This window comes from Pseudomonas brassicacearum (assembly GCF_918698105.1).
GTDB classification, from domain to species: domain Bacteria; phylum Pseudomonadota; class Gammaproteobacteria; order Pseudomonadales; family Pseudomonadaceae; genus Aquipseudomonas; species Aquipseudomonas brassicacearum_F.
The window spans coordinates 41,280-54,000 of sequence record NZ_CAKKMI010000047.1 but is presented as its reverse complement, the minus strand read 5'-3'; the positions used below and the strand labels follow the sequence as shown (position 1 = coordinate 54,000).

The following is a 12,721-nucleotide window of genomic DNA, read 5'->3' as shown; positions in this document are numbered from 1 at the left end:
CGATAGCGGTGGACCAGCCCCGGTAAGGGTGACTGACAATCCGCTATCGCGAGCAAGCTCGCTCCCACAGGGGACGAGCATCGTTGGATCAGGCGTAGTAGTCGACCGCGCTGCTGCCGATGACGCTGGTCGTGCTGGCGGCCACTTCAGCGATGCCGGCCGGGCCAGCTTCATCGGCTGAATCCACCCGTCCGCCTGAAGACGTGGTACGCCCGGCCCGGGCTTGCTGCTGTGCCTGCTGCTCCTGGTTCTGCGAACCCCGGGACTGATCGGATACGCTGACGTCGACCTGGCCCATGCCCTGCTGGGCAAAACTGTCCCGCAGGCGATGCAACTGGCCTTCGAGGGCTTCGCGAACGCCGGAGTGGGCGCTCATGAACGTGACCTGGGTCTGCTGGTCCGGCACCATGTTCACCCGGATATCCAGGCGTCCGAGTTCGGCGGGTTGCAACTGGATGTCGGCCGCCTTGAGATTGACGCTGGACAGGTACATCACCCGGTTGACCACCTCTTCGGTCCAACCGCTCTGATTCATTGCGATAGGTTGATTGACCGGCACCGCGTTGGCGGTCTTGGGCGTAGCAGCCTGGGTCAGTGCGGCCAGGCGGTTGGCGAAATCATCCACGCGAGTATCACTGGAGGCGGCGCTCAGGTCCTTGAGACCTTCGCTGATCAAGCCACCGAATGCCTTATCGCCACCCTGGCTGCCGGACTCGGTACTGTTCTGGTCGGCCTGCACGGTAAGCATGCTCGCCATGCCGGCGGCGAAGGTCTGCGCCGAAGTCGGCTCACCGTCGGGCGACGTTGGGGCAGCGCCCTTGGACTGGGCCTGGCTGCTGGCGGAAACATGACCGCTCTGCTCCATCGCCAAGCGCAACGCTGGCAATGCGTCGAGTGGGTCGGCTTGAGGGTCGAAGGCCGGATCGTCCACCGGGGCCGCAGCCTGGGCCGGTGTCGCCAGCGATGCAACGGGGGCCGCCACCGCAGTGGCTGGCTGAGCCTCAGCCGCTGCCGCCGCAGGGGCCGGTTCCGCTGGGACTGTCGCGACCGATACCGTCATGTCCGGCAACAACCCAGGATCAAGGCTCGGATCGGCAGGTGCAGCATCCGCCACAGGCGATTCAGCCGAGTCGGCCTTTTCGTCGCTGGCGGTCTTGTCGTCGGCGCTGGCCGGTTTGTCCGCGGGCAAGGGTTTGCCGCTATCGGCAACCGTCGGCTCCGAAGCGGCAGGCGTTTCGTTGCCGGTATCTTTTTTGACGGTGTCGTTGGAAGCGTTGTCGCGCGCCGATTTCACCGCAGGCTCGGGGGCTGACGCTGCCTTGGCAGGCGCCTGCTTGGCAAAGACTTGAGCGAAGCTGGAGGCTCTATCCCCGCGATCCGGGGCCGCTGCCGGTGAATTGACGGCGGCCTGGGGCTTGGCCTGGACAGAGGCCTGAAGCAGTGTATTGGGGGTAACGGGCATAAAAAGGTCTCCGCTGCACTGGAATCATAGGTACAGTCGAGACTAGGCAATGCAAGGCACGGGCCAACATTTGCCCGAGCGTCAAATCTCAGCAGCGAAAGTCTTGGCGCTCTTCATCGCAAAGCTTGCGTACATAATCAAATTCGCTGTCGATTTCGTTGACCAGTTTCTCGATACCGGCCAATGACGGCTGCTTGGCACGCTGTTCCAGTTCGCCACACAGCTCGGCCAAGCGCTTAGCGCCCATGTTGCTGCTGCTGCCCTTGAAGCTGTGAGCCGTGGCGCTCAGCTTATCAGCGTCCTGTACCTGATGCAGCTCGCGCAGGCGAACCTCCGAGTCGTTGAGAAACGTATTCAGCAACTCCAGATACCCGTCCTCCATGACTTCCTTCAACGTGCTGAGCACGTCGCGGTCCAGATGAATCACGTTCACTTGTTCGCTCCCTGATCAAGAATGGCACCGATTATGCCGGAGCCTCCCAAAAAAACTCCACACGCGCACTACGACCATCGTCTGACCAACTGGCCTGGTGGCTCAACTGGCGTACCAGGTTAACGCCGCGCCCCGACAACCGATCACTGTCCACAGGCCGCGCCAGCACCCTGACAACATCAAAGCCCTCGCCACTGTCCTCGACCTCAATGGCCAGGCGACCGCCCTCGCCGCTTGGCGAGACCTGCAAGTGCACCCGCACGTAGCCGTCATTCAGTTCATCCAGGCGCGTATTGCGCTCCCGGTAATAGCGGGCAAAACCCGCCGCGTCACGCTTGAGGCTCGAGTCGAGCCCCAGTACCCCATGATCCAGGGCATTGGAATACAACTCCGACATGACGCTATAAAGGGCGCCACTCTGCGCCCTGAGCCCATGGACCTCAAGCAGCAATTGTAGCAAGTAGGGCATCGGATTGAAGCGCTTGAGCGTCTGCGCCCGGAACTCGAAGCTCACCGACCAATCCAGCGGGCTGGACTGGCCGCTATCGGAATAGACCGGTGGCGGCGGGTTGAGTTGCGTTGGTGCGACCAGTCGCAACTCGACCATGCTGAAGTCATCCCGCGACTCACCGCGAAAATCTCGCAGGGCCTGCTGGATATCTTCAAACAGCCGGTCGGGTTCACGGTTGTCTGCGAACACCTGTTGCAGCCGCTCCACACCAAACAGCTGCTCGTCTTCGTCGGTGGTATCGATCACGCCGTCAGACAACAGGAATACCCGATCCCCCAACGACATCGGATGCACTTCGGTGCGGTCATCGAATAAATGAGGGCTGAGCACGCCCAACGGCAGGTGCCGCGCCGGCAATGGCGTACGCACGCCGCTGAGGCTGTCATGCAGGTACCCATCAGGCATGCCGCCGTTCCAGATCTCTACCGTGCAACGCTGAAAGCTCAGGCATAACAAGGTCGCGCAACAGAACATGTCCACGGGCAAGATGCGTTTGAGCTTGGCATTCATCTCTCGCAGGATCTGCGCCAGGCCGTAGCCCTTGGCGGTCATCCCGTAGAACACTTCGGCCAGCGGCATCGCGCCGACCGCCGCGGGCAAACCGTGGCCGGTGAAATCGCCCAGCAGGACGTGCATGTCGCCGGCCGGATTGAACGCGGCCAACAGCAGGTCACCGTTGAACAAGGCATAAGGCGATTGCAAGTAGCGGATGTTCGGCGCGCTCAGGCAGCCGGAGTGGGCGATCTTGTCGAACACGGCCTTGGCGACCCGTTGCTCGTTGAGCAGGTAGTCGTGGTGCCGGGCAATCTGGTCACGCTGCTCCACCACCGTGGCCTGCAACCGACGCAAGCGGTCCATCGCCTTGATCTTGGCCGCCAGGATCACTTGGTTGTAGGGCTTGGCCAAAAAATCGTCGCCACCCGCCTCCACGCAACGGGCCAAGGCTTCGCCTTCAGTCAACGAGGTGAGGAAAATGATCGGGACCAACTGGTCCCCGGCCAACTGCTTGATCTTCCGCGCGGCTTCGAAGCCGTCCATCACCGGCATCATCGCGTCCATCAACACCAGGTGAGGACGCTGCTCCAGATAGACGTCAACCGCTTCGGCGCCATCGGCCGCAGTGAGCACATGATGCCCCTGGCGACGGACGATGGTCGACAACAGCAGTCGATCAGCGGCACTGTCTTCGGCAATCAGGACCGTCAGTGGCTCCGACGACGATTGCATGGCGATCAACTGATGTCGAACAGCTTGTCGAAATTGGAGATCGCAAGGATTTTCTTGACGTCGCTGCTGCTGTTGACGACCCGGATGTCCGACTCGTCGCCACCGGCATGATCACGTAACAACAAGAGCATGCCCAAGGCGGAACTGTCGAGATAAGTGGCCTTCTTCAAATCCACCACAATAGACTCGGGCTTGTTATTAAGTCTCTCGTAAGACTCGCGAAACTCCTGGTGCCGTCCGAAATCAAATCGACCTTCGATCGAAATCGTCAACTTCTTCCCATCTTGGGATACTTCTGTAACGACTGACATGTTCAGCTTCCCTGTCATGGACATACGTGTACAAGGTGTAGCATCTGGTAAAGGTCTGAGCAAGGTTTTGCCTCGATCATCCGACAAAATCCTGGCTTCTCATCAATAGGGATTCTGACGCGGCAAGCGCTGGGACAACTCATCGAGCAGTTTCTGTTCGCGCTTGTCTTCCAGTTGTCGCGCCTCATCAATATAACGCTGCACCAGTTTGCGCAGCCCTTCGACCCGGGCAAATGCCTCTTGCCAGCTCTGACGGGCCTTCTCCAGGTTGTTCTGGTGCCAGACCAGGCTCTGGCGCTGCTGGTCGATAGCGGTACCCAACTGCGCGAGGAATCCTTGGTAACCCAACAACCACTGCCCGGAAACCCCGTGGGCGCCACGGGCGATCCACTGCTCCTGGTATTCGAGTCGAAAGTTTTCGAGATCGGCCAGTTTGCTTTCGGCGACTTTGACCTGGCCCTGGAAATAGGCCAGTCGCTGGACAGCGGTCTTCTCGGCCTTTTCGGCCATGTCCACCACTGGCGCCAGGCGCGCCGCACGACTCGTGGCCATGGCCGGTTACGTGCCTGAGACCGGGGCGAAAATAGTCTGCAAGTGCGCTTCGCTGGCACCCATGCCGATGTTGTCGTTCAGACTTTGGCGCAGGTAAACGGCCATGGCCGGGTAAAGACTGATCGCCGTGTCGGTCTCGCGGTCACCACCGGGGACATAGGCGCCGACGCTGATCAGGTCGCGGCTTTGCTGGTAGCGCGACCAGTACTGCTTGAACTGCTGGGCGCGCTTCATGTGTTCGGCAGTGATCACCGACGGCATGACCCGACTGATGGACGCCTCGATGTCGATCGCCGGGTAATGCCCTTCTTCGGCCAGGCGCCTGGACAGCACGATGTGGCCGTCGAGTACGCCCCGGGCCGAGTCGGCGATGGGGTCTTGCTGGTCATCGCCTTCGGACAGCACGGTATAGAACGCTGTGATCGAACCGCCGCCCTTTTCCGCGTTGCCGGCACGCTCCACCAGTTTCGGCAGCTTGGCGAATACCGAAGGCGGATAACCCTTGGTGGCCGGCGGCTCACCGATGGCCAGGGCAATTTCCCGCTGGGCCTGGGCGAACCGGGTCAGCGAATCCATCAGCAACAGGACGTTCTTGCCCTTGTCGCGGAAGTACTCGGCAATGCGCGTGCAGTACATGGCTGCCCGCAGGCGCATCAAGGGTGCATCGTCCGCCGGCGAAGCCACCACCACCGAACGCTTGAGCCCTTCCTCGCCGAGAATGTGCTCGATGAATTCCTTCACCTCGCGCCCCCGCTCGCCGATCAGCCCCACCACGATGATGTCGGCTTCGGTGAAGCGGGTCATCATGCCCAGCAGCACACTCTTGCCCACCCCGGTACCGGCAAACAGGCCCAGGCGCTGGCCGCGACCGACCGTCAATAAACCGTTGATGCAGCGGATGCCCACGTCCAGCGGTACGCTGATGGGGTCGCGTTTGAGGGGGTTGATCGTCGGGCCGTCCATCGGCACCCAGTCTTCCGCCTTCATGCCACCCTTGCCGTCCAAGGCCCGTCCGGCCCCGTCCAGCACGCGCCCGAGCATGCTCATGCCCATGGGCAGGCGACCAGTGTCGGCCAGGGGCACCACGCGCGCACCCGGGGCGATGCCAGCGACGCTGCCCACCGGCATCAAGAAAACCTTGCTGCCGGAGAAGCCCATGACTTCGGCTTCGACTTGCACCGGGTGATAGCTGTCGTCGTTGATCACCATGCAGCGGCTGCCCATGGCAGCCCGCAGGCCTTCGGCTTCGAGGGTCAGGCCGACCATGCGCAGCAGGCGGCCTTCCAGGATCGGTTGGCCGGCCAGCTCGCTGGCCTCGGCGTAGCTGCCCAGGCGCTTGCCGAAACTGGTTCGCTCAAGGCGCATCGCGGCTGTCCAGTGCAGAAGCGTCCAACTCGGGCACATCCAACCCAGTATCGGCCGGCGCGGCCTCAGCGCTGATCAGGGGTTCGTCGGGCAACTCCAGGCTCAGGTCGGGAGCGGCCGGGTGCAGGGCCTGTTCGTGCAACTGGTCGAACAATTTGGCCATGATCTGGCTGATGCGGGTTTCAACGGTGGCGTCGATGCGGCTGTGTTCGGTTTCCACACGGCAACCGCCGGGCAGCAGCGAAGCGTCCTCGACGATGCGCCAGGTTTCTTCATGGCGCTCGCGCAGGGCCTTGACCAGTTCGAAGTCCTGGGGATTGATGTACAGCCGCACGTTGCCCACGCCCAATGGCAACAATTTCAGTGCTTCGCGCATGACATGTTCGATCTGGGTCGAATCGATGGCCAGTTCGCGCTGGATCACTTGCCGGGCAATGTGTTGCACCAGCCCCACCAGGGATTTCTCGATCTGGGTGTCCTGCTCAGCGATAGGGTCGAACAGGTTGAGCATCAGCGATTCCAAGGCACGGAGCTTGGCCGTCAGCGCCACATCGGCTTCCTGGCGGACCTTGAGCGTCGTGCTGTGGAAACCTTCCTTTTCACCCACGGCGAAGCCTTCGTTGTAGGCTTCCTGGCGAATGCTCTCGACTTCCTCGAGGGTCAGTGGCTGGACTTCCTCCAGCGGCACCTCCTCCATTTCCGGCAGCTCTTCCACCGGCTCCGGCTCAGGCTCAGGCACGTGCGGGTCGAAGCTGGGCAGCGACCAAACGTCGAAACCACCGACGTCTCGGCCGCGGATCAGGTCGCTGGGTGCTTCATCACTCTTGGCAGACATAACGACCTTAGATCATCTCTTCGCCGCCCTTGCCACCGAGAACGATCTCCCCGGCTTCGGCCATGCGGCGGGCGATGGTGAGGATTTCCTTCTGTGCGGTTTCCACGTCGCTGACGCGCACCGGGCCCTTGGCCTCGAGGTCGTCGCGCAACAGTTCGGCCGCCCGTTTGGACATGTTCTTGAAGATCTTTTCCTTGACGCCTTCGTCCGAACCCTTGAGAGCCAGTACCAGCACGTCGGACGACACTTCGCGCAACAGCGCCTGGATGCCACGATCGTCGACATCGGACAGGTTGTTGAACACGAACATGAGGTCTTCGATCTGACCGGACAGGTCTTCGTCGAATTCGCGGATCGAGTCCATCAACTGACCTTCGATCGAACTGTCGAGGAAGTTCATGATGTCCGCCGCGCGCTTGATGCCACCCAGGGTGGTGCGCGAGGCATTGGAGTTGCCCGAGAACTGCTTCTCGAGAATCTGGTTCAATTCTTTCAGGGCCGCCGGCTGCACGGTATTGAGCGAAGAAACGCGCAGGATGATGTCCAGGCGCACCTTGTGGTCGAAGTTGCCCAGCACTTCACCGGCCTGGTCCGGGTCGAGGTAAGCCACCACGATCGCCTGGATCTGCGGGTGCTCGTAACGGATCACGTCGGCAACGGCGCGCGGCTCCATCCACTTGAGGCTGTCCAGGCCACTGGTGTTGCCGCCCAACAGGATTCGGTCGATCAGGCCGTTGGCCTTGTCCTCGCCCAGTGCCTGGGTGAGCATCTTGCGCACGTAGTCGTCGGAACCGACGCCCAGGCTGGTCTGATCGCCGACGATGTCGACGAACTCACTCATCACCTGCTCGACCTGCTCACGGTGCACGTTGCCCATTTGTGCCATGGCCACGCCCACACGCTGGACCTCCTTGGGCCCCATGTGGCGCAGCACCTGGGCAGCGTCGGTCGAACCCAGGGACAGCAGCAGGATCGCGGCTTTGTCGACCCGGGACAATTTGGCAACAGCGGCTCGATTATCACTCATCTGCGTTAATCCACTCTTTCACGACCTGGGCCACACGACCCGGATCTTCTGCCACCAGACTCTTGATGGCGTTCAACTGAGCGTCATAGCCTTCGCTCGGGCTTGGCAGCAGAATGCTCTGCGGCCCGCCGAGGCTGACGCGATCGTTGGCCAATTCGCCATCCAGGCCGCCCATGCCTCCCAGCTCGACATCACCCAGGCCTGCCAATTGCTTGTTCTTGCCGCCACCGGTGATGTTGTTGAGCACCGGACGCAGCACGCCAAACACCAGCACCAGGATAAACAGCACACCCAGTACTTGCTTGACCACATCCCAGAACCAGGGTTGCGAATAAAACGGAATATCGGCGACCACTTCACCGCGTTCCTGGGAGAACGGCACGTTGATCACGCTGACGCTGTCGCCGCGGCTGGCGTCGAAACCGACGGCGTCCTGCACCAGGCGAGTAAAGCGCGCCAATTCGTCGGCGCTCCACGGCGCACGACTGGTTTCGCCGTTGGCCGCGTTGACCTTGACCTGATCGTCCACCACCACCGCGACCGACAGGCGATTCAAACGGCCCTGTTGCTGCTTGGTGTGGCTGATGGAACGGTCGAGTTCGAAGTTCTTGGTCGACTGTTGACGCTTGTCGGCCGGGTACGGCGCCAGCATCGGCTGGCCGGTGGCCGGGTCCATGATCTGCTGGCCATTGGCATCGATCAGCGGCTGGCCTGGCTGCACCATGCCGGCGGCCGCCGTGGCTCCACCGGTGGTCTGCGGCGCGCTGGCTGGCGACGGCGGCTGGTTGCTCAGGGCACCTGGTACGCCTTGCGGGCCATTGCTGGCGGTACGTTGTTCATTGACCGACTGCTCGCTGCGCAACGCCGGCTGGTCGGGGTTGAACTGCTCGGAAGTGGACTCGACGGCACTGAAGTCGACATCGGCCGACACTTCGGCTTTATAGCGATCGTTACCCAGGATCGGTTGCAGGATGTTGTGCACCCGCTGGGTCAGCATGCCTTCCATGCGGCGGCTGTAATCGAATTGCTTGCCGGCCATGGTCAGTTCGGAGTTTTCCGCCTGATCGGAGAGCAGGTTGCCTTTCTGGTCGACCACCGTGATCTGCGATTTGCTCAGCTCAGGTACGCTGGTCGCCACCAGATTGATGATGGCAAGCACTTGGCCTGGCTCCAGGGAACGGCCCGAATACAGCTCGACCAATACCGAAGCGCTGGGCTTGCGTTCATCGCGCACAAACACCGAGCTTTTCGGAATCGCCAGGTGCACACGGGCGCCCTTGACGTTGTTCAGGCTGGAAATGGTCCGCGCCAGCTCACCTTCCAGGCCGCGACGATAACGGGTCGCTTCCATGAACTGGCTGGTGCCCAGGCCCTGGTCCTTGTCGAGGATCTCGAAACCGATGTTGCCATCGGTAGGCGTCACGCCAGCCGCCGCGAGCTTGAGGCGCGCACGGGCAACGTCATCGGCCTTGACCAGCAACGCGCCGGAATTGGGTTCGACGGTGTAAGGGATGTCGGCGGAAGCCAGGGTTTCCATGACTTGCTTGGCGTCCATGCCCGCCAGGCTGCCATACAATGGACGGTAGTCCGGTTGCTGGGACCACAGCACCACGGCAAAACCAATCGCCACGCTGGCAGCCAGGCCGACCAACAGGCCGACCTGACGCAGCATGGTCATCTCGGAGAGATTTTCCAGGAAGGACAGACCGAACAGCGGCGGTTTGCCGTCTACCGGAGTGGCCTTGGCCGGAACGTTATCAACGGCTGCTTCTGCCATGACTCAATAATTTCCTTTAAACCGGCATCTGCATGATGTCTTGGTAGGCTTGAACCAGTTTGTTACGAACCTGGGTCAACGCCTGAAACGAGACACTGGCTTTCTGCGAGGAGATCATTACGTCCGTCAGGTCGACGCCACTTTTGCCAATCTCGAAAGCACTGGCCAACTGGTTCGACGCCTGCTGGGTATCGTTCACTTTATTGACGGCCTGACCGAGCATGTCGGAAAAGCTGCTGCCACCCACCTGGGGGACCGCGACCGATTTAGGCTGGGCCATGGCGTCCATTTGCATGGACCGCATGTCCAACATCAACCGATTAAATTCAATACCTTGGCTCATGGTCTACTCTCTCTGGCGGCCCGCATTTTTTTGACACTTACTCAGCGGGTATTCAGGTATTAGCAACAAGGGTGCCAGCTCCATGGCGATAGAAAACAAATGCGCGCACAAGCCCATGTGGGAGCGAGCTTGCTCGCGATGACTCAGTCACATCCAATATCAATGCGACTGATCTACCGCTATCGCGAGCAAGCTCGCTCCCACAGGGATTTTTGGTGCTTGTTCAACTGGCGAACAGGTAAGCCTCGACATCCATCCCGGCGTCGCGCATTTGCGCCAGCTTGTAGCGCAGGGTGCGCGGGCTGATCCCCAGGCGTTCGGCCGCCTCCTTGCGACGACCGCGTTCGGCGCGCAGGGTGTCGATGATCATCTGGAACTCGCGACGACGCAGGTCGTCGCCCAAGGCGCCGGCCGACTCGCCCTCCACTTCCACCGCAGGCGCAAAGGCCGCTGCTGGTACTGGCGACAGAGCAGGCAATGGCGCGCAGGCCACCGGGCCCGCCAGGCAGAAATCCTCCGGCTGGATCAAGCCGCCCTGCTGCAGAATCAAGGCCCGCTGGATGGCGTTATCCAGCTCTCGGACATTGCCCGGCCACGGATAGGCAACCAGACAGGCCCGGGCCGCGGCTGAAAGCCGGGCGGCCGCATGCTTCATTTTATTGACGTGTTTGTTCAACAGGCGCTCGGCCAGCGGCAGGATATCGGCGGTGCGCTCACGCAACGGACGCCAGGCCAGCGGGAACACCGACAGGCGGTAATAGAGGTCCTCACGAAACCGCCCCGCCGCCACTTCGCCGGCCAGGTCGCGGTTGGTGGTTGCCACCACACGGATATCCAGGCTGATGGGCTTGCGCGCACCGACCCGCTCCACTTCGCGCTCCTGCAATACCCGCAGCAACTTGGCCTGCAGGCCCATCGGCATTTCGGAAATTTCATCGAGCAGGATCGTGCCGCCGTCGGCCTGTTCGAACTTGCCGGCCTGGGCTGCGATAGCGCCCGTGAACGAGCCCTTTTCATGACCGAAAAGTGTCGCCTCGAGCATGTTGTCGGGAATCGCCGCGCAATTGATGGCAATGAACGGTTCGTTGGCGCGCCGGGACTGTTGATGGATATAGCGCGCCAGTACTTCCTTGCCGGTACCGGACTCGCCGGAAATCAACACGGTTGAATCGCTGCGAGCCACCCGCGCGGCCAATTCCAGCAGTTGCGCACTGGCCGGCTCGATGGCCACCGGGCCTTCACCCTCGACCGCGAGACTGCCCAAGGCATGCCGCGCGACCAGGTCCAGCAGTGCTTTGGGCTCGAACGGCTTGACCAGGTAATCTGCTGCGCCCTGGCGCATGGCATCCACCGCTCGCTCGACGGCGCCGTGAGCGGTCATCAGCAGGACCGGCAGTTGCGGCTGACGGGCGCGCAACAGGCCGAGCAATTGATGGCCGTCCATGCCCGGCATATTGACGTCACTGACCACCAGGCTGAATGCTTCGCGGCCCACCGCCTGTAGCGCCTCCTCCGCCGAACCGACGGCGGCAAAGTCGTGCCCGGCCAGCACCAGCGTATCAGCCAGCGCTTCGCGCAGGGCCCGGTCATCCTCAACCAGCAACACCTTGATCGCCATTGCTTTCACTCCACCCCTGGCGCATTGGAAAACAGCGGCAAGCACACCGTTGCACAAGTGCCACGGCCCAGCCGCGAGCGCAGTTGCAATTCTCCCTGATGGGCACGCGCCACAGCCTTGACCACCGTCAGGCCCAGGCCGGTGCCAGTGGTCTTGGTGGTGAAAAATGGCTCGCCCAGGCGCGCCAGCACGGCCGGTTCGATACCGCTGCCGCTGTCGCTGACACACAGGCGCAAAGTGTTGTCGCGCGTGTATAAGTGCACTTTCAGCCGGACGTCGCCGCCGCTGGCCTGGATCGCGTTTTCGATAAGGTTCAACACCGCGCCCACCAACGTGTCGCGGTTACACAACACTTCACCGACGTGGCTGTCGCACTGCCAGCGGATCGGCAGCTCCTGTACATGGGTCAACGCCGCGGCCTGCAGTGATTGCAGCAAGGCCTTGGGGCTGACACGGTCGGTCAACGGCAGCTCGCCGCGAGCGAATACCAGCATGTCGCGCACCTGGTGCTCCAGTTCGTGCAGGCGCTCTTTCAAGCGACCGGCGAAGCGTTGCTGGGTTTCCATCGGCAATTGCTGTTCCGTCAGATGACTGGCATAGAGCAGCGCGGCAGAAAGCGGTGTACGAATCTGATGAGCCAACGACGCCACCATCCGCCCTAGGGAGGACAGGCGCTCATGGCGAGCCAACTGGTCTTGCAGGTGACGGGTTTCAGTCAAGTCATTGAGCAGTACCAACTGCCCCGGCTCGGCATCCAGCGAGCGCGTCGAGATGGATAGGCGCCGACCATCCTTGAGAGACACTTCATGGCCGTCGTCTTCCCGGGGCGCAAAGCAGCGAGCGATGACATGCCGCCACAGCTCGCCTTCCAACGGCAGGCCGAGCAGCTCGCAGGCCGCCGGGTTGGCTTCGCGCACACGCCCATGGGCGTCGATGACGATAACGCCACCGGGCAACAGGTCGAGGAGGTTTTGCAGACGATTGGCCAGGCGTTCCTTTTCCGCCAGCTCCTGCATGCGCTGGGCGCTGACCACGGCCAGCTCACCCTTGAGCTCGGTGACCCGGGCTTCGAGCAGGCTGTAGGAATCAGTCAGCTGACTGGACATCTGGTTGAACAGCGAAAATGCCTGCTCAAGTCCAAGCCGGCTTGCCTGCTCGGCGGACGGCATGTGTCCCGGCTCGGGGACAGGAGACATCTGGGCGGCTTGGGTCATCGTGCTCTCTCGCTTGGCTGACCGTCAGTTAAACGGAACGTTGCGA

Annotated in this window: 12 protein-coding genes; all 12 read right to left on the bottom strand. The window is 61.9% G+C overall.

Annotated features, from left to right (window positions below; genetic code table 11):
- Nucleotides 1-88 precede the first annotated feature (88 nt).
- The 12 genes from LQ215_RS18720 to LQ215_RS18665 all read right to left on the bottom strand — a co-directional run bounded on the left by LQ215_RS18720 (nucleotide 89) and on the right by LQ215_RS18665 (nucleotide 12,675).
- Entirely contained in the window at nucleotides 89-1,462 is a 1,374-nt protein-coding gene (locus tag LQ215_RS18720) for a flagellar hook-length control protein FliK (protein WP_230152012.1), read from the bottom strand.
- 88 nt (nucleotides 1,463-1,550) lie between these two features.
- The gene (locus LQ215_RS18715; RefSeq protein ID WP_230152011.1) at nucleotides 1,551-1,895 is read right to left on the bottom strand and encodes an Hpt domain-containing protein; all 345 of its coding nucleotides are present in this window, start codon (nucleotides 1,893-1,895) and stop codon (nucleotides 1,551-1,553) included.
- A gap of 31 nt (nucleotides 1,896-1,926) precedes the next feature.
- Nucleotides 1,927-3,633: an ATP-binding SpoIIE family protein phosphatase gene (locus LQ215_RS18710; protein WP_230152009.1), complete on the bottom strand. Its 1,707-nt coding sequence runs from the start codon at nucleotides 3,631-3,633 to the stop codon at nucleotides 1,927-1,929.
- A 5-nt stretch (nucleotides 3,634-3,638) separates the two neighbouring features.
- On the bottom strand, nucleotides 3,639-3,944 hold the full coding sequence (locus LQ215_RS18705; RefSeq protein WP_053182985.1) for an STAS domain-containing protein: 306 nt from the start codon (nucleotides 3,942-3,944) through the stop codon (nucleotides 3,639-3,641).
- A gap of 102 nt (nucleotides 3,945-4,046) precedes the next feature.
- Nucleotides 4,047-4,496: a flagellar export protein FliJ gene (fliJ, locus tag LQ215_RS18700; protein WP_003199091.1), complete on the bottom strand. Its 450-nt coding sequence runs from the start codon at nucleotides 4,494-4,496 to the stop codon at nucleotides 4,047-4,049.
- A 6-nt stretch (nucleotides 4,497-4,502) separates the two neighbouring features.
- Nucleotides 4,503-5,861: a flagellar protein export ATPase FliI gene (fliI, locus tag LQ215_RS18695; RefSeq protein ID WP_230152007.1), complete on the bottom strand. Its 1,359-nt coding sequence runs from the start codon at nucleotides 5,859-5,861 to the stop codon at nucleotides 4,503-4,505.
- Nucleotides 5,851-6,696 carry a flagellar assembly protein FliH gene (gene fliH, locus LQ215_RS18690; protein WP_230152006.1) on the bottom strand — a complete coding sequence of 282 codons (846 nt, stop codon included), beginning with the start codon at nucleotides 6,694-6,696 and terminating at the stop codon, nucleotides 5,851-5,853. Before fliH ends, fliI begins: the two co-directional genes overlap by 11 nt.
- A gap of 7 nt (nucleotides 6,697-6,703) precedes the next feature.
- Nucleotides 6,704-7,723 (bottom strand): flagellar motor switch protein FliG, encoded by a 1,020-nt coding sequence (gene fliG / locus LQ215_RS18685; RefSeq protein ID WP_003199086.1) that lies wholly within the window; start codon nucleotides 7,721-7,723, stop codon nucleotides 6,704-6,706.
- Complete coding sequence (fliF, locus tag LQ215_RS18680) at nucleotides 7,716-9,500, bottom strand: flagellar basal-body MS-ring/collar protein FliF (protein ID WP_230152004.1); 1,785 nt, start codon at nucleotides 9,498-9,500, stop codon at nucleotides 7,716-7,718. The genes fliG and fliF overlap by 8 nt, the downstream gene beginning before the upstream one ends.
- Nucleotides 9,501-9,516: 16 nt before the next feature.
- On the bottom strand, nucleotides 9,517-9,843 hold the full coding sequence (gene fliE / locus LQ215_RS18675; protein WP_003184044.1) for a flagellar hook-basal body complex protein FliE: 327 nt from the start codon (nucleotides 9,841-9,843) through the stop codon (nucleotides 9,517-9,519).
- A gap of 223 nt (nucleotides 9,844-10,066) precedes the next feature.
- The gene (gene fleR, locus LQ215_RS18670; RefSeq protein ID WP_230152003.1) at nucleotides 10,067-11,461 is read right to left on the bottom strand and encodes a sigma-54-dependent response regulator transcription factor FleR; all 1,395 of its coding nucleotides are present in this window, start codon (nucleotides 11,459-11,461) and stop codon (nucleotides 10,067-10,069) included.
- A 5-nt stretch (nucleotides 11,462-11,466) separates the two neighbouring features.
- Nucleotides 11,467-12,675, bottom strand: a complete 1,209-nt coding sequence (locus LQ215_RS18665; protein ID WP_436839588.1) for a sensor histidine kinase — start codon at nucleotides 12,673-12,675, stop codon at nucleotides 11,467-11,469.
- Between the last annotated feature and the right edge of the window lie 46 nt (nucleotides 12,676-12,721).